Origin of the sequence: Pseudomonas sp. 58(2021) (assembly GCF_017491585.1) — a bacterium.
In the GTDB taxonomy this organism is placed as follows: Bacteria; Pseudomonadota; Gammaproteobacteria; order Pseudomonadales; family Pseudomonadaceae; genus Aquipseudomonas; species Aquipseudomonas fluorescens_BT.
Window position 1 is genome coordinate 18241 of sequence record NZ_JAFGYZ010000003.1, and the last position, 21945, is coordinate 40185.

Below are 21945 nucleotides of genomic sequence, written 5' to 3' on the forward strand. Positions count from 1 at the left end.
TTCAGCGGGGTCTACAAGGGTTTCAGGTACAACAACACGTAATCGTTCTTGTCGAAGCGACCGCTCAGTACCGGTTGCAGGCTGGCCAGCGGTGTGCCTTGCAGTGATTGCATATCCTTGCTGTCCATGATCAGCCAGGCCGGCCCCTGTAGTGCCTCCAGTTGCTGAACGGTCTCGGTGAACTGCGGTTGCAGGTCCTGCTCGACGTTGACCATGAACTTGATCGCCTTGGCGTCTTTGCCCATGCCATGCAACACCAGCGGCGCCGGGTTCTGTTGAACCTGTGCGAACGCCGCACGACTGAAAGAGCGGGTGTCGTAGAGTGCGCGCTCCACCGGCTCGAACACGGCTGCATAGACCGTCCACAACGCCAGGACGGCGCTCAGGGCCAACACTTCGGCACGCCAGCGCGGCTTCCACAGTCGGGACAATGCCAGCAGTTGCAGTGCGCCGAGCACGATCAGCACCGGCATGACACCGGTCAACAACTCCGGGAACTTGCGTCGCGCAACCAGCAGGGCAACGATCAGCAACAGTGGTGTCAGCATCCACACGCCCTGAACGATCCCGCGCAACCAGGCGAATACCCGTCCGTGAACCACCTGGAACGGATACGCCGCGATGATCGCTGCCATCGGCAGCATCGGCAGCAGGTAACGCGCTTTCTTTGCCTGTGGAATCGACAGACCGACCATGACGATCAACCCGGCTGCTGCGCAGTACTGCACCAGGCGCAACGCCGGCCCGCGCTGATGCGGTTTGCTCAACCACGCCGCCGCCAGCGCCACAATGGCCAGCGGATAAGCCAGCGCGTAGTTGCCCATTGAACTGGTGAAGTAATACAGCGAACCGCTGACACCTTCACTGCCATCCATGCGCCCCATGAACTGCATGCGGATCACGTCTTGCAGGAAAGCCTCGCCACCGCTGAGTTTGGCCAGCCACAACAACAGACCGACACACACCGCGAGCAGGATCGACGCCAGCACACCGAACACGAACAGCCGTGTCCACTGACGGTTGAGCAGGTAATAACTGCAGAGCATGCCGGTTGGCACCACAAGCCCGATCGGCCCACGGATGCCGAAACCCAGTAACAACAGGACGAAAATCAGCGGCCAGCGCCGGCCGGAGCCGAAATGGTCGTGTGCGTAGCCCAGGTAGAACACCGACAACGCAACGGCGGCCAGCATCAGGTCCTGCGACACTGCGCGGACTTCCGTGACGAAAGTGCTGGTGAGCATCAACAGCGCAATACTGATCAATGCCCAGCGTTGCGAATGCACCGCCAGCAAGCGGTACATCAATGTCACGATCACACCGCCGGCGATGGCGCTGGGCAACCACGCGGTCAGGGTATTGACCGCGCCGAAGGGCAGCGACAACAGCCAGATGAACAGCGTCGAGACGGCCGAATAGTCAGCGTAAGGCTCGCCGTAGGTGGTCGGAAATACCGTCGGCCCGTGTCGCAGCATTTCCTGGGCAAACAGTACAAAGCGTGAATCAAAGCCAATGGGTGCCTGTCCATAAACCCCGGCGATAAACAACAACAGTGCCAGCAGCCCTGCGATCAGGGACTGCCGGCGGATGGCAGGCGACAACGTAATCAAGCGACGGCCGCAGTGTTGGGCCATTGTTGCAGCGGGATCGGCAATTTGCGCGAGTCCCCGCGACCGATCGGGAAGTACTTGAAGCCGTTGCGCGACAGGCGATCGGCGTCGTACAGGTTGCGGCCGTCGAAGATCACCGGATCCTTGAGGCGTTGCTGGATCAGGTCGAAATCCGGTGCCTTGAACTGTTGCCATTCGGTGCAGATGATCAGCGCGTCGGAACCGGCAAGCACCGATTCAGGGGTGCCCATCAGCATCAGTTTCTCTTCATTCGGGTACAGATGCTGGGTTTCCTGCATCGCTTCCGGGTCGAAGGCACGAACGCTGGCGCCGGCGGCGAACAGCGAGTCGAGCAGCACACGGCTTGGCGCATCGCGCATGTCGTCGGTGTTCGGCTTGAACGCCAGGCCCCACAGGGCAAAGGTCTTGCCGCGCAGATCGCCTTTGTAGAACGCGTTGATGCGGTCGAACAGCTTGTGCTTCTGACGCTCGTTGATCGCTTCGACCGCTTGCAGCAGGTCGCTGGAGCAATGGGCCTGTTCGGCACTGTGGATCAGCGCGCGCATGTCTTTGGGGAAGCACGAGCCGCCGTAGCCGCAGCCCGGATAGATGAAGTGGTAACCGATGCGCGTGTCGGCGCCGATGCCCTGGCGTACCGATTCGATGTCGGCGCCCAGGTGCTCGGCCAGTTCGGCGATCTGGTTGATGAAACTGATCTTGGTCGCCAGCATGCAGTTGGCGGCGTACTTAGTCAGCTCGGCGCTGCGCAGGTCCATGAACATGATGCGGTCATGGTTGCGGTTGAACGGCGAGTACAGATCGCGCATCACATCGCGTACTTCATCGCCTTCGCAGCCGATGACGATGCGATCCGGGCGACGGCAGTCGGAGACCGCCGAACCTTCCTTGAGGAATTCCGGGTTGGAGACGATATCGAACTGCAGCGCGCGACCAGCCTTGTCCAGCGCGGCCTGGATATGTGCGCGCAGGGTGTCGCCGGTGCCGACCGGTACGGTGGATTTTTCCACCAGGATCAGCGGTTGCTCGCGATGACGGGCGACGGCATCGCCTACCGACAGCACGTATTTCAAATCGGCCGAGCCATCCTCGCTGGACGGAGTGCCCACGGCAATGAACGCCACGCGACCGTGAAGCACGGCGGCTTTCTCATCGGAAGTGAAGTGCAGGCGACCGGAATCCAGGCCTTCACGGACCAGGCTCGACAGGCCCGGCTCGAAGATGCTGACGTGACCCTGGCTGAGCAGTTCGACCTTCTTCTGATCGATATCCATGCACACGACATCATGGCCGACCTCTGCCAGAACCGCGGCTTGCACCAGGCCGACGTAACCGCTTCCAAATACTGTGATTTTCATGGAGCACTCCTCAAATCGGGCGCTTGTGCCGGACGAGTGTTGATAGTGATGACACCGAGCATGACCAGTGCCACGCCCAGTGATTTGGTGAAACTGAAGGATTCGTTGAACAGCGGCAGACTGGCCGCCAACAGGTACACCAGCGCATAACTGATACTCAGCAGTGAATAGGCCCGGCCCAGCGGCAGATCACGCAGGGCGGCGAGCCAGCAGAGCATCGACAGCGCATAGGCGACGATGGCCGTGAACACCACCGCCAGCGCCGTCAGGTCGACGGTGCCGGTGGTCAATGCGGACAACCATTGTTCAGGCTGCGGCAGGCGCGTCATGCTCCAGCGCATGCCCAGTTGGGCGCCGCTGACCAGCAGTACGCTGCCTAGCGTGAAGCCGATTCCGCGTTTCTGACTCATGACTGCTGCCCCAGCAGTGCCACGCCGCCGATCACCAGTGCGACGCCGATCCAGTGCCGGCGATCGATCGGTTCGCGAAACACGAAACGCGCGATCAGTGTGATCAGCACAAAGTTGAGGCTGAGCATCGGGTAAGCGATGCCCACTTCAAGGCGTTGCAACACCAACAGCCAGACCAGCAGGCCCGAGCCCAGTGCGAACAGGGCCAGCCACAGCCAGGGCGAGCGCAGTTTGCCGGCCCAGGACGAGTCGACACCGCGCCAGCTCTCTACGGCATATTTCTGTGCAACCTGGCCCAGGCACGTCAGCAGACATGCCGTCAGCAACAGCAACCCACTCATGACGGATCCTTGGGCAGGACGATGATCACCAGGTTGCCTTGCTCGTAACGGGTGCCGTCCTTGGGCAGCAGGTCGACTTCATGCAGCTCGTCGTCACCCTTGACCCGCATGACCACGCCGACCGAGCCGGTGCGGCGGGCATCGCGTACCCACTGCTGGACTTCATCGGTGGTGATGCGCTGTTCCGCGCCTTCTGGATAGCTCAGGCCGTACTTCAGCTCGCCCACGGTGTTGTACAACGCCACTTTGGGTTGCTTCAGGCGCCAGGCCAGTGCCGAAGCGGCACCGAGATCGTTGCTCAGCAGGTGAGCCGTGCCGGACAGTTCGTCGAGGTGATGCAGGATGAACTGGTCCGGAGTCTTGTTGGCTACCACCGACTTTGGCAGCGCGGCCGGCAGGACGCCGATCAGCAACAGACTGCCGAGCGCCGGAGCGGCCCAGCACTGCAGCGGCAGAAACGCTTGCGCCAGGTTGGCGATGATCCAGCCGATCAGGGCAATGAACACCAGCACCATGCTGTGCAGCTCATGGTCGTACACCGGTTTTTTCAGTTGCAGGTAAACCAGTGCGATCAGCGTGACGACACCCAGAACCAGGTTAAGCAAGCCGTTAATGCTCAGTGCCCGGCCCTGTTCCAGACGCAAACGGTCGGCCAGGGCATGACCCAGCAACAGCGCCAGCGGCAGCAGGCACGGCAGGATGTAGGTCGGCAGTTTGCCGTTGGCGGTGCTGAAAAACGCCAGGGGCATCACCAGCCACAACAGCAGGAAAGCAATGCCCGGTTGGGCACGGGTCTGCCAGGCCTGCTTGAAGGCCGGCGGCAGCATGCCGACCCACGGCAGGCTGAACGCGACCAGCAGCGGAAGGTAGAACCACCACGGTGCATCGTGCTGGGCATCGTCACCGGCAAAGCGGCGGATGTGTTCGTGCCAGAAGAAGAACCGCCAGTAGTCCGGTTCCTGCGCGTGAACCGCGAGGACCCACGGCAGGCTGACGACGATCGCCACGGCAACCGCCACCGGACCGTAGATCAGCAGTTCACGCCAGCGCTTCTGCCAGAGCATCCAGGGCAGGGCGATCAACACCGGCAGCAGCCAGGCGAGAAAACCCTTGGTCATGAACCCCATGCCGCAGGCCAGCCCCAGGACCGCCCAACTGATCACACGTTGCCAGGTACTGCGGCTGTCAACGGCAAACCACAGGGCGACAAGGCTCAGGTTGACCCAGAAGGTGAACTGCGGATCGAGGTTGGCATAACCCGCCTGACCGGCAACCACCGTGAAGCTCATGTAGAGCAAGGCGCAGATGAAGCTCTTGCTCGGTTCGTTCCACAGGCGACGGGCGACCAGGAAGCACAGCAGCACGCTCAAACCGGTGCTGAGGGCCGAGGCGAAGCGGACGCCGAACAGGTTTTGTCCGAACAGTTCCTGACCCAGCGCGATCATCCAGTAACCGGCAATCGGTTTCTCGAAATAACGCAGGCCCATGAAATGCGGGGACACCCAGTTGCCGCTCAGCAGCATGTCCTGGCTGATCTGGGCGTAACGGGTTTCGTCGGGAATCCACAGGCCATGGGTGCCGAGTGGCAGCAGGTAGGCAAGCAGAAACAGTCCGATCAGCAGCGGCAATGCCCAGCGTTTGCTCATGCCCCTTGCACTCCCAGCCAGCCTTCACGGCCTTCGAGGACGCCACGTTGCACACGGCCGACAGGCAATGTGTTGAGAAACTCGGGCAACAGGTCACCCAAGGGCTGGAAGTTGATTTCTCGCTGGCGTGCATCGGCCAGCAAACGGCGAAAATCTTCGGCCATCAGAATCCCTTCTACTTCGGCATGAATGGTGTAGTTATTGAGGTTGTCCGGGTGGAACCGGTCAAGAATGAAGGCGTTGAAATCCTTCGCCGCCACGCTCGGGCCGACCACCTCATCGAACGTCGGCATGTCCACCGGAATCTGCGGCGCGCCAGCTGAACCATCGGCCAGCAGCGGTCGAAACAGCCGATTCCCGCGGCAATCGCTGTTATAGCGAAAACCGAAGGTCTCTTTGGCTTCGATCACGCGCTCGTCCGCGCGCCAGCCGGCGGCGGCCGAGCACTGGATCTTCTCGCCGATGATGTCGCTCAGGGTGTCGACGCCGCGACGGATCTGTTCGATCAGTTGCGCGTCGCTCCAGGTCCCGGCATTGGCCTGCCAGCCGTGGTGATCCCAGGCGTGCAGGCCGACTTCATGGCCGGCGTCCCGGGCCTGACGCATCAGGTGCCCGAGATCGCGACCGATCGGTTTGCCCGGCCACGCGGTCCCGGCCAGCAGGATGTCCCAGCCATACAGGCCGGCGGCGTTGGAACGCAGCATTTTCCAGAGGAATTGCGGGCGGATCAGGCGCCACAGATGTCGACCCATGTTGTCCGGGCCGACACTGAAGAAAAACGTTGCCTTGACCTGCGCTTCGTCGAGGATTTCCAGCAACCGGGGCACCCCTTCACGGGTGCCTCGGTAGGTGTCGACATCGATACGAAGACCTGCCTGCATCAACGCTTGTCCGCGATTTCGAGCATGGCTTCACGCAGGAAGAAGTCCAGGGTGTTGCCGATGGTCTGGCGCATTTCCACGGTTGGCTCCCAGTTCAGCAGGCGCTTGGCGTTGGCGATGCTTGGCTTGCGGTGTTCCACGTCCTGGTAGCCGGCACCGTAGAACGCCTTGCTTTCCACGTCGCGGAAACCGGCGAACGGAGGGAAGTTGCTGCGCAGCGGGTGAGCTTCGAACTGACGCAGCAGTTCTTCGCCCAGCTGACGGATGCTGGCTTCGTTTTCCGGGTTGCCGATGTTGATGATCTGGCCGTTGCAGACATCGTTGTCGTTGTCGATGATGCGTGCCAGGGCTTCGACGCCGTCAGCGATGTCGGTGAAGCAGCGTTTCTGCTCGCCGCCGTCGAACAGGCGGATCGGGGTGCCTTCCACCAGGTTCAGGATCAGTTGGGTGATGGCGCGGGAGCTGCCGATACGGGCCGAATCCAGACGGTCCAGACGCGGGCCCATCCAGTTGAACGGACGGAACAGGGTGAAGTTCAGGCCTTTGGCGCCGTAAGCCCAGATCACGCGGTCCAGCAGTTGCTTGGACACCGAGTAGATCCAGCGCTGCTTGTTGATCGGACCGACGATCAGGTTCGAGTTGTCTTCGTCGAAGTTCTTGTCCTGGCACATGCCATAGACTTCCGAGGTCGACGGGAAGATCACGCGTTTGTTGTACTTGACGCAGTAGCGAACCAGTTTCAGGTTTTCTTCGAAGTCCAGCTCGAATACGCGCAGCGGGTTGCGGGTGTATTCGATCGGGGTGGCGATGGCCACCAGCGGCAGGACCACGTCGCACTTCTTGATGTGGTACTCGATCCACTCGGAGTGAATGCTGATGTCACCTTCGACGAAGTGGAAGTTCGGGTGGCTGCGCAGACGATCAATGGCGTCGGAACCGATGTCCAGACCATAGACTTCGTAGCGGTCGTCACGCAGCAGGCGCTCGGACAGGTGGTTACCGATGAAGCCGTTGACACCGAGGATCAGCACGCGGGTGCGGCGTGGTGCACGGCCGGACTCGGCACCGCGCAGCAGCGAACCGTCTACCAGACCGAGTTCGTTGGCCAGTTGCGGGCCGCTCAGGTACAGACCGTTGTCGTTGCGCTGACCGGCATTGATCACCAGCGAGTCTTCACCGCAGGCGATGCGCAGCGGATCGACGCTGATCACGCGACCTGGAGCCTGACCTTCATTGCCCTTGACGACTTCGGCGCTCCAGACGATCAGCTTGTGCTCGCCCACGGCGCAGAAGGCGCCCGGGTACGGACGGGTCACGGCGCGAACCAGGTTGAACAGCTGCTCGGCCGGTCTGGCCCAGACCAGCTTGCCGTCAGCCGGCGTACGACGGCCGAATACGGTGGCCTTGGATTCGTCTTGCGGGGTTTCGGTGATCTTGCCTTGCAGCATGTTCGGCAGAGTGTCACGCAGCAGGTCGCTGGCGGCAGTGCGCAGTTTGGCGTGCAGGGTCAGACCGGTATCGCTGCGCTCGATGGCAACGCGTTGCTGGGCAACGATGGCGCCGGCATCGGCGCGCTTGACCATGCGGTGCAGGGTGACGCCGGTTTCGGTTTCGCCGTTGACCAGCACCCAGTTGGCCGGTGCGCGGCCACGGTAGCGTGGCAACAGCGAGCCGTGCAGGTTGAACGCGCCTTTTTTGGCCAGGGCCAGCAGTTGCTCGCTCAGCAGGTTGCGGTAGTAGAACGAGAAAATGTAATCAGGGTCGAGCTTGGCGATGCGCTCGATCCACAGCGGGTGGTTGGCGTCTTCCGGCGCGTGAACCGGGATGCCTTTGCTGGCGCACAGTTGCGCAACCGAGGCGTAGAAGGCGTTTTCTTTCGGATCGTCGGCGTGAGTGAACACTGCTGCAATGTCGTAGCCGCTGTTAAGCAGGGCTTCAATGCCGGCGCAGCCAATATCGTGGTAAGCGAAGACAACAGTTTTTGCACTCATGAGAGAACCTGATCGGAAGTGGAATTGGAAGTAAGGCCGTCAACGGTGACCGCAGGCGCCGGGGAGGCCGGCTGGCTGCGCAACACCTTTTCAATGAAGAAGCGCGGGCGGGCGCGCACGTCGCTGTACATGCGTCCCAGGTATTCACCCAGCAGACCCATGCCGATGAACTGGCCACCGGTGAACACGAACAGCACCGCAAACAGTACGAACGTGCCGTCACCGGCCCAGACCGCGCCGAATGCCAGGCGCAGGACGATCAGCGCAACGGCGAACAGCGCACCCAGACCTGCCATCGCGAAGCCGACGATGCTCAGCAGACGCAGCGGCGTGGTGGTCATGCAGGTGACCAGATCGAACATCAGGTTGATCAGGCGCATCGGGCTGTATTTCGAATCACCGTGTTCACGCTCGGCGTGGGCCACGACGATTTCGGTGGTGTGGCGGGCGAAGCTGTTGGCCAGGATCGGAATGAACGTGCTGCGTTCGCGGCAGGCGAGCATCGCGTCGATGATGGTGCGGCGGTAGGCGCGCAGCATGCAGCCGTAGTCGCTCATGGCCACGCCCGTGGAGCGTTGCACGGCGAGGTTGATCAGCTTTGACGGGTAGCGGCGCAGGGCCGAATCCTGACGGTTGCCGCGCACGGTACCGACGACGTCGTAACCCTTTTCGGCTTCGGCCACCAGGCGCGGAATTTCTTCCGGCGGGTTCTGCAGGTCAGCGTCGAGGGTAATGACCACGTCGCCCTTGCACTGCTCGAAACCGGCCATGATCGCAGCGTGCTGACCATAGTTGCGGTTGAGGATGACCGCCACGAACGGGCTGTTTTCGCGACCGGCGGCTTCTTCCAGCATGCTGGCCGACTCGTCGCGGCTGCCGTCGTCGACCAGCACGATTTCGTAGTCATGTCTGAGTTGGGCGCAGGCTGCCTCTGTGCGTCGAAGCAGCTCGGGCAAACTGTCCTGTTCGTTGTAGACCGGGATGACGATCGACACGCATTTAATCGGGTAAGGTCTCACGAGCGTTTGTCCATAAGAGTGGCGATGGCGCCGACAACACGATCCAGATCCTGGTCGGTCATGTCGGGGAAAAGCGGAATGGAGCACAGCCGCGCCGAGTTCCATTCGGTGTCGGGCAGGTACAGGTCAGGGTCACGCTGGCGGTACCAGGTGTGCAGGTGGGTGGCGATGAAATGGATACCGGTGCCGATGCCTTGGTCCTGCAGGCCCTTCATGAAGGCTTCGCGATCCATCCCGCAGCGCTCGCTGTCGATGCGCAGGATAAACAGGTGCCAGGCGTGTTGCTGGGCGTATTGCTGCGGCACGGCCAGCGGCTGTACGGGCAGGCCTTCGAGCTTTCGCAGGTATTGACCGGCCAGTTCGGTGCGGCGGGCGTTGATGGCGTCCAGACGCTCCAGTTGCACCAGGGCAATGGCGGCGTTGATGTCGGCCAGGTTGTACTTGAAGCCCGGCTCCATGACCTGGGCCTGCGGCTTGCGGCCACCGGTCAGGCGGTCGTAGGCATCGACGCCCAGACCGTGGAACTTGAGCATGCGCACACGGTTGGCCAGGGCTTCGTCGTCGGTGACGAACATCGCGCCTTCGGCGCAGGTCATGTTCTTGATCGCGTGGAACGAGAAGATCGCGGTGCCCCGGGAACCGACATGGCGGCCCTTGTAGCGGGTCCCGGCAGCATGGGCGGCGTCTTCGATCACGGCGATGCCGTGCTTGTCCGCCAGTGCATAGAGCGGATCCAGATCGAAGGCGGCACCGGCGTAGTGCACCGGAATGATGGCCTTGGTGCGTGGCGTGATGGCGGCTTCGATGCGGGCGGCGTCGGTCATCAGGGTGTCGCGGTCGACATCGACGAACACCGGCGTGGCGCCCAGCAGGGAAATCATGTTGGCGGTGGAGACCCAGGTCTGCGACGGCGTGATGACTTCATCGCCGGGGCCGATACCCAGGGCCAGCAGGGTCATGTGCATGCCGCCGGTGGCAGACGACAGTGCAACGGCGTGCTTGCATCCCACGTACTGCGCGAACTGTTCTTCAAGTGCCTGGTTTTTCGGCCCGGTGGTGATCCAGCCCGAGCGCAGAACCTGCTCGACAGCCGCAATTTCTTCATCGCCGATACTCGGGCGAGAGAAGGGGAGAAACGCCTGACTCATGGACACCTCATTGCGAAAAAAATGGACAGATCCATCTGTTCATCGGATCCAATCCCAGCGTAGACGCAAAAAACAGGTTTTGCATCAACGAGTTGCTTGGTAAGCATGACGTCGGGGGTTGGTTGACTTTTCAGGCGATGCCCGGCAGGTTGGGCGTTACCGACTGAGGACCTATCTAGCTAAGGTTATTCCCGATTTTGTGAAAGGAATATGAAAAACCGGTCGGCGAATCGTTTATCTTAAATTCATACAGCCGCTGTTCAGATTTCCGCGGTTTTATCTGAAAAGTCCTACTAAAAGACTCTTCTTTACATCAAGTTCATTGCAGTTGTTAGTTGTTGTGCTGGACTGTTTTTACTCAAGGCCTTTCGTTTGAGCAGCTTACCCATTACCCCTTCAGAATCCATCGCAAGTAATCCTTTGTCCTTGTATCTGGCGCGTTTGGCACCTTCCAGCCAACTCACAATGCGGTACGTTTTACAAGATGCCGCCGATCGTCTCGGCTTCGAAGACATGAATGTCGAGGACATTGCATGGCACGCCTTACAACCCGAGGATGTTGTGGCGTTAGTGGCGGCATTGCGTGCAGACAACTATGCCCCCAACACCTCTTCACTTTATGTAAACGCCATTCGTGGTGTCATGAACGAAGCCTGGCGCATGAGCCTGATCAGCCAGGATCACCTGTTGAAAATGCGCTCGGTCAAGGGGATTGCCGGTACGCGGCTGTCTCAGGGGCGCAATCTGAAGCGCACGCTGATCCATGAGTTGATGGAAGTCTGTGCGGCGGATCCGCGTCCGCAGGGGCTGCGTGATGCGGCCGTGATTGCATTGCTGTACGGCACCGGCATGCGCAAGTCGGAATCGGTGGACCTGGACCTGAGCCAGGTGGATTTCGCCGAGCGCAGTCTTTGCGTCACCGCCAAGGGCAACAAACAACTGATCAAGTACGCGCCGGCCTGGGCCTTTGCCAAGCTCAACGCCTGGCTGGAATTTCGCCGTTCACAGCTCAACGAAGGCGAGAGCGACGATGTGTTTCTGTTCAATCGCATTCGCCGTGGCAGCCATATCACCCGAGAGCGCATCACCAAGCACGCGATCTATTACATTGCCCGCCAGCGTGGCACACAGGTCGGGGTGAAGATCATGCCGCACGATTTCCGACGTTCCTTCATCACCCGGGTCATTGAAGAGCATGACCTGTCGATTGCCCAGAAACTGGCGCACCACAGCAATATCCAGACCACCGCCAACTACGACGTGCGCGACGACAATGAACGTCGCCGCGCCGTGGACCGTTTCGACCTGTAGAAAAGCGTCACCGCACCTCGAAGACGTGCGCGGCCCCGAGAACCGACAACTGCACCGCGCTGCCCGCCGGCGGCGCGTGCATCCCGGAGCTGCGCACCAGCAATGAACGGCCGCAGGCTTCTCTGGCTCCGGCAAGCAGTTCAACCGTCAACGTGCAGGTATTGCCGCCGAAATCGCGGTCGGTGACGACGGCATTGCAGCCTTGCGGATCGTCGGGGAGATCGGACAATTGCAGCTGCTCGGGGCGCAGCATGATCTGCGCCGGACCGGAAAAGCCGTTGATGTTCACCGCCACCCGTCCCAGATCGCAGTGGGCCCAGCCAGCCTCGATCCGCGCCGGCATGACCACCGCTTCCCCAAGAAACCTTGCAGTCTGCTCGTCGTCCGGGTAGCGGTACAGGTCCATCGGATGCCCCGACTGTACCAGTCGCCCGTCACGCATCACGGCCAACTGGTCGGCAAATGACAGCGCTTCGCTTTGATCGTGGGTGACCAGGATTGTGGTCACGCCGGCGCTCTCCAGCAGGCGGGCGACCATTTTGCGCATGTCGGCGCGCAGGCCGGTGTCGAGGGCGGAAAAGGGCTCGTCCAGCAGCATCAAGCGTGGTTGCTGGGCCAGGGCACGGGCGAGGGCGACCCGTTGCTGCTGGCCGCCTGACAATTCATGGGGCCAGCGGCTGGCCATGCTGGCGTTGAGGGCCACGCTGTCCATCAGCGTCTGAATGCGCTCGGTCCTGGCGCTGCCGGTGACGGCAAGCCCGAAGCCGATGTTGTCGGCCACGCTCATGTGCGGGAACAGCGCGCCATCCTGCGGAACATAGCCAATCTGGCGCTGGTAGGCAGGCACGGCGTGGGTGCTGTCGACCAGCGTCTGGCCGTTGAGCGACAGGCTGCCGGCGTCGGGAAACTCGAAGCCGGCAATCATCCGCAACAGCGTGGTCTTGCCCGAGCCTGACGGGCCGACGATCACCGTGCGGCTGCCGGTCGGGACCGACAGATTGATGGTATCCAGCGCCGTTTGCGCGCCGAAGGATTTGCTGAGATTGATGATGTCGAGAGCGTTCATCGGCCGGCACTGCGCCTGGATTGGTGATAGAGGATGGCGGTGAGCGGCAGCGAAATTACGATCATCAGCAGCGCGTAAGGCGCTGCGGCGGCGTAGTCGATCTCGCTGGTCATGGCCCAGAAACCGGTGGCCAGGGTGCGCGTGCCGTTGGGCGCGAGCAACAGGGTCGCGGTCAGTTCATTGGTAATCGCCAGGAACACCAGTGCTGCACCCGCCGCCGCACCGGGCGCAGCCAGGCGCAGGGTGATCAGCCACAAGGCGCGCAACGGCGAGCGGCCGAGGCTTTGCGCGATGTTTTCCAGCTCCACGGGCGCCTGAGCGAAACCGGCACGCAGGCTGACCAGCGCCCGCGGCAGGAACATCAGCAGGTACGCCAGCAGCACGGTGATGGTGGTCTGATAGATCGGCCGGGCGAAGTGGATCGTCACGGTGACCAGCGCCAGCGCCACGACAATCCCCGGCAGAGAGCTGGTGATGTAGTTGCAGCCTTCGAGCAGACGTTGCAGTTTGCCGGGCGCACGGATCGACAGCCAGGCAATCGGGATCGCCGCAAGGCTGGTCAGTAATGCACCGGCCACGCCGAATGACAGGGTTTGAAGCAAGGCCGGCAACAACTCTTCGCCCTGCCAGACTTCAGCGCCCCCGGCGATCAGCCATCTGCCCAGCGTGAGCATCGGGACACCGAGGGCCAGCAGGCAGGTCAGGGTTTGCAGGCACAGGCCCAATGTGGCGGTGCTGCGTTTCAGGCCCACGGTCCGCTGTTCCCGGGCGCTGCCGGAACCGACCCGGGCATATCGTGCATGGCCACGAGCGGCGGATTCCACGGTCAGCATCGCCAGACAACACAGCGCCAGAACACTGGCAAGCATGTTGGCGGCCGGGCCGTTAAAAGTGGATTTGAACTGATCGAAAATGGCCGTGGTGAAGGTGTCGAAGCGGATCATCGCGTACAGACCGTACTCGGCAAGCAAGTGCAAGCCCACCAACAGCGCCCCGCCACAGATCGCCAGCCGCAATTGCGGCAGCACCACCCGGAAGAATACGGCCCACGGTTTTAGTCCGAGTGATTCGGCAACGTCTTCTATCGCCGGGTCGAGACGACGCAATGTCGCCGCGATCGGCAGATAAAGGAACGGGAAATAGGCGATCACCGACACCAGCACGCCAGCCGGCAGTCCATTGATCGATGGAACCAGACTGACCCACGCATAGCTGTGTACAAACGCCGGTACCGCCAGCGGCGCGACGGCCAGCACTGACCACAATCGCCGTCCCGGCAGGTCGGTACGTTCGGTGAGCCAGGCCAGAGTGATGCCGAGCACAATGCAGATCGGCAGGGTGATCAGTACCAGCAGCACGGTGTTGATCAACAGCTCTGCTACCCGTGGGCGAAAGATCATGGCTTCGATCGTCGCCCAGCCGGTGTACCACGACACCCCGATGACAAATGCGATCGGCAGAAGTGACAGCAGCGACACGCCGACCGCCAATACGACCACCCAGGGACTTCCGCGCCCGTTGAGGGCGCGGGGTCTGCGTGACCGTTTGGCGGGGGGCGCCACAGCGATCCCCGCCGGTAGAGTTTCAGGCATCAATTAAAGCAGTCCCGCCTGAGTCATCAGTTCGACGGCTTTCTTGCTGTCGAGCTTCGACGCATCGACTTTCGGCGCGTCCAGATCCTTCAACGGCACCAGTTTGGGGTTGGAAGTTGCGTCCTTGCCAACGGCGTACTCAAAGGAGTTGCCGGTGCGCAGCACGTCCTGGCCTTGTTTGCCGGTGATGTACTGGAGGAATTTCTGGGCCTCTTCCTGGTGTTTGCTGGACTTCAGCACGCCACCACCGGAGATGCTCACGAACGCGCCCGGATCCTGATGCTTGAAGTAGTGCAAAGCAGTGTTCTTGCTGTTCTCGCCAGTCTTGGACTGATCGACGAACGCGTAATAGTGATAGATCACGCCGCTGTCCACCTGGCCAGCGTTCACCGCTTTGAGCACGGAGCTGTTGCCACGGTAAGCGGTGGAGTTGGCTTTCATGCCCTTGAGCCATTCGAGCGTGGCGGCTTCGCCTTTCTGCTCCAGTACGGCGGCGACGATGGCCTGGAAGTCCGCACCGGCAGGGGATGCAGCCCAGCGACCTTTCCACGCCGGGGTCGCCAGATCCATCAGCGATTTTGGCAGGTCTTTCTCCGGCAGCTTGGCCGGGTTATAGACAAAGACTGTCGAGCGAGCGGCGATGCCGACCCACTGGCCATGGGCCGGGCGATAAGCCGAACCCACTTGCTCAAGGGTGGCCGGTGCCACCGGGGCGAACAACTTGGCATTGTCCACCAGCACCATGGCCGGGGAGTTTTCCGTCAGGAACACGTCCGCCGGAGAGGCTGCGCCTTCCTGCACGAGCTGGTTGCCCATTTCCGTGTCGTCACCGTTGCGGATCGTGACCGGGATCCCGGTTTCCTCGGTGAAACCGGCCACCCAGGCCTTGGTCAGGGTTTCGTGCTGGGCGTTGTAGACCACGATCCCGACGGAATCGGCCGCAAACACCTGTCCGGCTGCAAGCAGCGCGGTTGCCAGAGTAGCGTGCTTGAGAAAGGACGGAAGGGATGGACTCATGACGGAGCAGCTCCTGTTTTTCAGACGTTATGGGCAAGCATTCGCCGAAAATCTTCAATGCGAATGATTTGCATATATTGGCTGGCTGGCAATGTAGAGCGGCAAATGAGAAAAAAACGTCAAAGAAACCATTAATACATGTAATTTTCATTCAGGTTAGCAGTCGCGGGGCGGGGACGCCGGGTGAACCCGGCGCTGTCTTTCAGGAGCCTTGGGGCAGGTAGGCGACGCTTTGATCCTCGCGGCCATGGAACACTTGTTCGCCGCGAGTCGGGGTGGTCGTGATGACTTGATGGTCTCGACCGAGTTGAGAGAGCGGCACAGGATCGCCGGTGCGGTACTGGGCGACAAAGATCGTACGTTGCGGATCCCAGTGTCGGCCGCTGTTGCGTTCCAGCCATTGGAACATCGCGCCGGCATCGCCATCGCGAGGGAAGTCGCGGGTTTCCGGCACGTAGTAGAACGGCTCGCCGCCGGTCTGCAGGTACATCGGGACCTTGTTGTCCACCTCGACCATGACGAAGTGCCATTGATTCAGCGGCGCCCGCTGGCTGGCCTGCAGGCGCACGGTCTCGCCGAAACGGATCACGCCGCCACCGCTGTTGGTCCAGGGGTAGAGCACGCCGAGGATCCCCAGCAACAATACCGTGGCCACGGCAAAACCGATTTTCAGGCCACGCCCGCCGAACGGGCTTTCGGCATTGCGCGCGGCCATGCGCCGGGTGATCCACCAGGCCCCGAGCAACTGCGCGAACGGCACCAGTGGCAGCACGTAATAACTGCGTCGGCTGCCGCTGGCGGTGAAGAACAGCATCAACAACCCGAGGCCCTGAATCAGCCAGCGGGTATCCGGTTCGATGTGTTTCCAGTTCCGCGCCGCGACCCACAGGGCAATGATCCAGCACGGTGCCCAGGGCAGGGTGTAGATCGGCAGGTACAGCAAATAGGTGTAGATCGGGCCGATGTTGTCGAACGGCTGGAAAAACCGCACGACGTTTTCCCGCAGGACCAGTCCCAGGCCGCTTTCCCCGTAGTTCGGCGCACCGTAGAGGTGGGACAGGAGGAACGGCGTCATGTAGAACGCCCCGGCAATCACCAGCGCTGCGAGCAGGCGCAGGTTGAGATGGCGCCTCCAGCGACCTTCATTCAGAAGGTGCGGCAGCAGCACCAGCCCGGGCAGGATGAAACCGATCAGGCCTTTGAATAACGAGGTCAGGGACAGCAACACGCAGAACACCAGATAGCGCGAAAACCGCGTGTCGTCCGGCCCCCGCCAGTACCACCAGACCGCTGCCAGAACACCACACACCGTCAGGATGTCAGCGGTGGCGACCCGCGCCCAGAACACGAAATAGAACGTGGTTGCCAGCATCCACCCGGCGATCAGGCCCGTGCCTTTGCGAAACAATTGCTCGCCCAGCAGATACACCAGCCAGACGCTTAGCCACGCGGACACCACCGAAGACAGGCGCAGCGACCAGTGATCGAGACTGCCGGTCAACCAGGCGGTCGCGGTGATCAGCCAGTACGACAGCAACGGCTTGTCGTAGTAGGGATCACCTTTGAGGTACGGATCGAAGTAGTCGCCGCTTTGCATCATCTGCAAGGCGATGTTCGCCCAGCGGGTTTCTGCGCCCCACAGTTCGCGGCTGCCCAGACCGAGCAGCAGCATCAGGGCGCTGGCAGCCAGCAGGAGCAGCAGGGCGCCCCGGTCGTTATTGCGCAAGGTCATGGCTGGCGCTGCGGGAAGATGAAGATCTGCAGAGTGCCGCGACGATAATGCTTGCCGTCTACCGGCAGCAATTCGACTTCCTGCTCTTCCTGCGTACTGTTGACGCGCATGACCACCCCGACCGCGCCTTTCTTACGCGCTTCGGTCATCCACTGGCCGACACCGTCCATGGTGACCTTGCGTGCTGCCATGGCCGGGTCTTCGAGGCCGTATTTCAGTTCACCGATGGTGTTGAACAGATCCACTTGCGGCCGCTTCAGGCGCCATGCCAGCGCGGAGGCCGCTCCCAGGTCATTGCTCAGCAGGGACGCGGTTTCACTCAGTTCCTGTTGATGCTCGGCAATGAACTGGTCGGGCATCTTGCTGTTGACGATCTGCCCCGGCATGGCCGCCGGCAACAACGCCACCAGCAGCCCGATACCCAGCGCCGGCATGGCCCACAGCGTCACCGGGCGCAGCACTTGCAGGGCGTTAACGATGATCCAGCCCACCAGCACGATATAGGCCAGCGACAGGCTGAACATCTCGGTGTTTTCGTAGATTTCCTTGGTCGCTTGCAGATAAAGCAGCGCCACCAGCGCCGCGCTGGCGATGAGGGTGTTGATCACGCCGTTCAGGCGCAGGACGCGGCCACTGTTCTGATCCCGCCAGTTGACCACGGTCTTTCCCATCAACAGGGCGATCGGCAGCAGGCACGGCATGATGTAAGTCGGCAGCTTGCCGCTGCTCAGGCTGAAAAAGGCCAGTGGCAGAAGGAACCACAATGCAAGGTAGGCGGTTTTGGCTTCACGCTTTTCACGCCAGGTGCGCAGAAGCGTCGAAGGCAGCAGAACGGCCCACGGCAGGGTGGAGGCCAACAGCAACGGCAGGTAGAACCACCACGGGCGAGCGTGCTGCGCGGCATCGCCGGCGGCAAAGCGACGAATGTGTTCGTGCCAGAAGAAGAAGCGCCAGAAATCAGGTTCCCGATAATGAACGGCCAGTACCCACGGAAGGCTTACGAGGGTGCAGACCACCACCGCGACCAGTCCGTAACGCACCAGTTCGCCGAAACGGCGTTGCCAGATCATGTACGGCAGGGCGATCAGTACCGGCAGCAGCAGGGCCAGAAATCCTTTGGTCATCAGGCCCATGCCGCACGCGACACCGAGCAGCGCCCAGCCACCCAGGCGCGCCCGAGGCGTCTGGCTGTCGATGGCAAACCACACGGCGACCATGCTCAGGTTGACCCACAAGGTGAACTGCGGATCGAGGTTGGCGTACCCGGCCTGGCCGGCAATCAGCCCGAAGCTCATGTACAGCAGGGCGCTGGCGACGCTGATGCGCGGGTTGTTCCACAGTCGGCGCGCCATCAGATAGGTGAGCCAGACGCTGGCACCGGTACTCAGTGCCGACGCAATGCGCACGCCGAACAGGTTTTCGCCGAAAATCGCCTGGCCGATGGCAATCATCCAGTAGCCGGCAATGGGTTTTTCGAAATAGCGGATACCCATGAAATGCGGCGCGACCCAGTTCCCGCTGAGCAGCATTTCCTGGCTGATCTGTCCGTAGCGGGTTTCATCGGGGATCCACAGGCCGTGAGTCATCAACGGCAACAGGTAAAACACCACGAAGGCCAGAATCAGGCCGGGAATGGCCCAGCGTTCGAAGGTCGTGGTGGGGGAGAAATGACGGGCAGCGTGTCGCAGCGGGATGTTTTCAGACGTCATGACAAAGCCTTGGTACCGAACGAAGTTCTTGTGTCGATGGCCTGCCCGGCGCGTTCCTGAGCGGGCGGGGTCACCGTGTTGAATGAATGCAGGTGTGCGATCGAGCGACGGGCATTTCCTGTATCCAGAGAACTGCCGAACCTCCAGGCCGGAGTTCTCGCACTATAGCCAAGCTTAAAAAAAACCGTTGTCCAGTAAATCGGGGGCAGATACATCTCTCATTACAAATTAATGAAATTCGTTACTGGCTAGTTAAAAAAGTGCAACGTTGCCGCGCCGCCCCAACTAAAGCATTAATGACTATTGAGTTGAGACCAGGCATTCGCATTCATGATGCCCAATACTTTAAGTTCGCCTTTGTCATCAATGCGTGCAAACAGAGTACTGCCATATTCGGCGGCGACCGCGTGAGGAAAACCGGTCTGTTTTTCGAAATCACTGATGCATCCGCTGTGGGTGATCAGCACCAGATTGCGCCTGGCAACCTTGTGCGCCACCACATCGTTGCGCAGAGAGGAACCGCAGGACTCGAGCCAGATCTGGGCGGTAGCGTCCTGACCGAACATGGCTCGCGCTGTCTGTACGGTACGGGTCAACGGGCTGGTGAACACCTGCGCCTGCTGCATGCCCAGACTCATGAAGCCTTTGCCTACCTGCGCTGCAGAGTCGTTGCCCGCCTGAGTGATGCCGTCGGCCGGGCCCAGGCAAAGGTTGTCGGAACGGTCGCACCGCTCGGCATGACGCACCAGTGCCACGACTTCTCCAGCCTGCCAGGCCCGGGTCCAGTCAGCCCGGGCGGCCTTGCCGGCCTGGCCCAGATCGACGGGCGAGCGGGTCACCCAGACGAAGCCGCTGACCAGCGCAATGGCGACGACTACACCGATGCCGGTCAACAGTTTTCCAAGTCGCAGCGTACGGCGTTGTTTATATGTCGCTGTCAATTGCATCTGTCGCTCCACGGCATGCCCCTTGACGTCGCAGGCGAGATTGGCCGGCGATTTAATCAACTTTTATAGTTGTGTACTTGAATAATGGCTGAACATTACGTTCGTGCACGTCGGGGGGCGGTGAAGAACATGTGAAAATTTTGCGAGAGTTGAAAGTGCGCAATTAATCCGGTGTTTGATAACCAGACTCAAATACCCTTTTTTTACCGGCCAGTCTTAACAAATGTTTATGTTTGCGGTGAAGCTGCGCAGGTTCGGTCAATGTGGCGGTGCTCGCCTGTTGTTGACCGCAAAGTCTGAATTCAGCCGTGGAGTCATCGACCCGAATGGATCTCAAGCAAAGCCTGACGAAACGGATCGTCATCGTGTTCGCTTTGATGAGCGCCCTGGTCGCCGGGGTGTTTGCACTGGGCATCGTTGCCGCCGTGCATGTGGTCGAGCACAGACTGGCCACCAGTACCTTGAGCGGTGGTCTGCACCGCTTGCTGGCGATGGAGGACATCAATCGCTGGAGCCATCAGCCGGAAAAGAGCGAACTGTTTTTCTTCGAAGGCGGACCGGGCCCGATGGCCCTCATTCCTTCGCTGGCGGCACTGGCGCCCGGTTTTCAGGAGATCAGCTTCAATGGCGATGACTTCTTTGCCATGGTCGAGGTGGTCGGTGGACGCAAGTACGTGTTGTTGCGCGATCAGGAAAGCCTCGAACATCGCGAGCGGTTGTTGTTCATGGTGGTCACGGTCGGTTTTGTCCTGAGTGTTCTGCTGGCGCTGGTGCTTGGCCGTTTGCTGGCCCGGCGAGTCATGGCACCGGTCATTCGTCTGGCGCGTCAGGTGCGCCACCGCGATCAGTTGCTGGTGCTGGCGCCGCCGCTGCACCCGGACTACGCAGCAGACGAAGTGGGGGAGCTGGCGCTGTCGTTCGACCAGACCCTGGGGCGCCTGCGTGAAACCCTGAGTCGCGAAAAACTGTTCACCAGCGATGTCAGCCATGAGCTTCGCACGCCGTTGATGGTGCTTGGCGGCTCCTGCGAGTTGCTGCTGGCCAACCCGTCGCTGGACGCCCGCTCGACCGCGCAGGTCAACCGGATCGCCCGCGCCGCCCACGAGATGCGCCAACTGGTCGATACTTTTTTGATGCTGGCCCGGGCGGAGGATGATGCCGGCAATGATGTCTGCGTGACGCTCAAGGAAGTCGCGGACGCTCAATGTGAAATCTGGGGCCGGTTGATCCGCGAAAAGGGCCTGCAGTTTTTCTACGAGGTGGATCAGCCGTGCAAGGAGCGCTTCAACCTGACGTTCCTGCAATCGGTCATGGGCAACCTGTTGCGCAATGCCTGGCACTACACGGATCACGGGTTCGTCCGACTGACCCTGACGAGCAACGGTTTTGTAGTGGAAGACAGCGGCATCGGCATTCCGGAGGAACAGCGTCAGGCGGTGTTCCAGCCATTCGTGCGTGGTGATGAGGGCCGCGGTGAAGGCCTCGGTCTGGGGTTGTCGCTGGTGCAGCGGATCTGCAGGCGCCAGCACTGGCGGGTGCAGTTGAGCAGCGGCCAGTCCAGTGGCAGCCGTTTCAGCGTTGAATTGAAGCCGGCGACTCAGGACGGCGGGCAACTGCGCACATTGCCGGCGGCCTGACGGATCAGCGCGGCGAGGCGTTTGACGTTGTTCTGCTGAGCGTTCACCAGATCGTCGATGCTCGATCCGGACGGCGTCTGCAGAATCGAGCGGCAGGTGAGCAGGCCGCTGTCGCCTGCATCGGCCGGACGCAAGCGCCATTTCACGTCCATCAGCCCGTATTGCCCGGGAATCGAATCGAAACGCTGCACATCGATGCGCACCGACGTTCTGCGCGCAACGCCAGCGTTGCTCAGCTGATCCACCAGTGCGCTGCGCAGCTCATCGCCGAGGCTGGCGCCCCACCATTGGGTTTCCAGAATCGCCAGGCCGTTGTTGCCTTCGCGGATGACGATTTGCGGGCGGTCGACCTGGGGCGGAACGCTGATGCTTTCAATCGCGATGTCCTGCCCTGATCGGCCAGGCATCGGCTGTGCCGGGGTCAGGGTGTGGAAGCTGATCGGGTCGCTGCGACAGGCACCCAACAGCAGGCACGCAGCGAGCACGGTGAACTTCAGCGGTAAAGCCATGGC

General features: G+C 61.2%; 17 protein-coding genes and 1 pseudogene. 2 read left to right on the top strand and 16 right to left on the bottom strand.

What is annotated here, in order from left to right:
* Window positions 1–11 precede the first annotated feature (11 nt).
* The 9 genes and pseudogenes from J5M72_RS03885 to arnB form a co-directional block, all read right to left on the bottom strand.
* Window positions 12–1610, bottom strand: coding sequence for a glycosyltransferase family 39 protein (locus tag J5M72_RS03885; protein WP_207864510.1), 1599 nt, complete (start codon window positions 1608–1610; stop codon window positions 12–14).
* Window positions 1596–2986: pseudogene (locus J5M72_RS03890) on the bottom strand (UDP-glucose/GDP-mannose dehydrogenase family protein); the annotation flags it as partial. The pseudogene J5M72_RS03890 and the gene J5M72_RS03885, both read right to left, overlap by 15 nt.
* The gene (gene arnF / locus J5M72_RS03895; protein WP_207864106.1) at window positions 2983–3396 is read right to left on the bottom strand and encodes a 4-amino-4-deoxy-L-arabinose-phosphoundecaprenol flippase subunit ArnF; all 414 of its coding nucleotides are present in this window, start codon (window positions 3394–3396) and stop codon (window positions 2983–2985) included. The pseudogene J5M72_RS03890 and the gene arnF, both read right to left, overlap by 4 nt.
* Window positions 3393–3737 carry a 4-amino-4-deoxy-L-arabinose-phosphoundecaprenol flippase subunit ArnE gene (gene arnE / locus J5M72_RS03900; protein ID WP_169430482.1) on the bottom strand — a complete coding sequence of 115 codons (345 nt, stop codon included), beginning with the start codon at window positions 3735–3737 and terminating at the stop codon, window positions 3393–3395. Before arnE ends, arnF begins: the two co-directional genes overlap by 4 nt.
* A complete protein-coding gene (gene arnT / locus J5M72_RS03905; RefSeq protein ID WP_207864108.1) occupies window positions 3734–5383 on the bottom strand; it encodes a lipid IV(A) 4-amino-4-deoxy-L-arabinosyltransferase in 1650 nt (549 codons plus the stop codon). The genes arnE and arnT (J5M72_RS03905) overlap by 4 nt, the downstream gene beginning before the upstream one ends.
* Window positions 5380–6264, bottom strand: a complete 885-nt coding sequence (gene arnD / locus J5M72_RS03910) for a 4-deoxy-4-formamido-L-arabinose-phosphoundecaprenol deformylase (RefSeq protein ID WP_207864110.1) — start codon at window positions 6262–6264, stop codon at window positions 5380–5382. Before arnD ends, arnT (J5M72_RS03905) begins: the two co-directional genes overlap by 4 nt.
* Window positions 6264–8255: a bifunctional UDP-4-amino-4-deoxy-L-arabinose formyltransferase/UDP-glucuronic acid oxidase ArnA gene (gene arnA / locus J5M72_RS03915; protein WP_207864112.1), complete on the bottom strand. Its 1992-nt coding sequence runs from the start codon at window positions 8253–8255 to the stop codon at window positions 6264–6266. The genes arnD and arnA overlap by 1 nt, the downstream gene beginning before the upstream one ends.
* Window positions 8252–9274, bottom strand: coding sequence for an undecaprenyl-phosphate 4-deoxy-4-formamido-L-arabinose transferase (arnC, locus tag J5M72_RS03920; RefSeq protein ID WP_169430478.1), 1023 nt, complete (start codon window positions 9272–9274; stop codon window positions 8252–8254). Before arnC ends, arnA begins: the two co-directional genes overlap by 4 nt.
* Window positions 9271–10422, bottom strand: a complete 1152-nt coding sequence (arnB, locus tag J5M72_RS03925) for a UDP-4-amino-4-deoxy-L-arabinose aminotransferase (RefSeq protein ID WP_207864114.1) — start codon at window positions 10420–10422, stop codon at window positions 9271–9273. The genes arnC and arnB overlap by 4 nt, the downstream gene beginning before the upstream one ends.
* Window positions 10423–10809: 387 nt before the next feature.
* Here arnB and J5M72_RS03930 point away from each other — a divergent pair, with 387 nt between their 5' ends.
* Complete coding sequence (locus J5M72_RS03930) at window positions 10810–11733, top strand: tyrosine-type recombinase/integrase (RefSeq protein ID WP_347709513.1); 924 nt, start codon at window positions 10810–10812, stop codon at window positions 11731–11733.
* 7 nt (window positions 11734–11740) lie between these two features.
* Here J5M72_RS03930 and J5M72_RS03935 read toward each other — a convergent pair whose 3' ends face one another.
* The 6 genes from J5M72_RS03935 to J5M72_RS03960 all read right to left on the bottom strand — a co-directional run bounded on the left by J5M72_RS03935 (window position 11741) and on the right by J5M72_RS03960 (window position 19796).
* Window positions 11741–12799: an ABC transporter ATP-binding protein gene (locus J5M72_RS03935; RefSeq protein ID WP_207864115.1), complete on the bottom strand. Its 1059-nt coding sequence runs from the start codon at window positions 12797–12799 to the stop codon at window positions 11741–11743.
* Window positions 12796–14391 carry an iron ABC transporter permease gene (locus J5M72_RS03940; protein WP_169430474.1) on the bottom strand — a complete coding sequence of 532 codons (1596 nt, stop codon included), beginning with the start codon at window positions 14389–14391 and terminating at the stop codon, window positions 12796–12798. Before J5M72_RS03940 ends, J5M72_RS03935 begins: the two co-directional genes overlap by 4 nt.
* A gap of 3 nt (window positions 14392–14394) precedes the next feature.
* Entirely contained in the window at window positions 14395–15408 is a 1014-nt protein-coding gene (locus J5M72_RS03945; protein ID WP_207864116.1) for an iron ABC transporter substrate-binding protein, read from the bottom strand.
* A 202-nt stretch (window positions 15409–15610) separates the two neighbouring features.
* Window positions 15611–17140 carry a glycosyltransferase family 39 protein gene (locus tag J5M72_RS03950; protein WP_207864117.1) on the bottom strand — a complete coding sequence of 510 codons (1530 nt, stop codon included), beginning with the start codon at window positions 17138–17140 and terminating at the stop codon, window positions 15611–15613.
* On the bottom strand, window positions 17137–18849 hold the full coding sequence (gene arnT / locus J5M72_RS03955; protein WP_207864118.1) for a lipid IV(A) 4-amino-4-deoxy-L-arabinosyltransferase: 1713 nt from the start codon (window positions 18847–18849) through the stop codon (window positions 17137–17139). Before arnT (J5M72_RS03955) ends, J5M72_RS03950 begins: the two co-directional genes overlap by 4 nt.
* Before the next feature lie 293 nt (window positions 18850–19142).
* The gene (locus J5M72_RS03960; RefSeq protein ID WP_169430470.1) at window positions 19143–19796 is read right to left on the bottom strand and encodes a histidine phosphatase family protein; all 654 of its coding nucleotides are present in this window, start codon (window positions 19794–19796) and stop codon (window positions 19143–19145) included.
* A 326-nt stretch (window positions 19797–20122) separates the two neighbouring features.
* Between J5M72_RS03960 and J5M72_RS03965 the strand changes: the two genes are divergently transcribed.
* Window positions 20123–21433 carry a HAMP domain-containing sensor histidine kinase gene (locus tag J5M72_RS03965; RefSeq protein WP_169430469.1) on the top strand — a complete coding sequence of 437 codons (1311 nt, stop codon included), beginning with the start codon at window positions 20123–20125 and terminating at the stop codon, window positions 21431–21433.
* On the opposite strand, the gene J5M72_RS03970 is transcribed toward J5M72_RS03965, so the two are convergent.
* Entirely contained in the window at window positions 21394–21942 is a 549-nt protein-coding gene (locus J5M72_RS03970) for a PqiC family protein (protein ID WP_169430468.1), read from the bottom strand. The two genes, J5M72_RS03965 and J5M72_RS03970, sit on opposite strands and share 40 nt — an antisense overlap.
* Window positions 21943–21945: the final 3 nt, after the last annotated feature.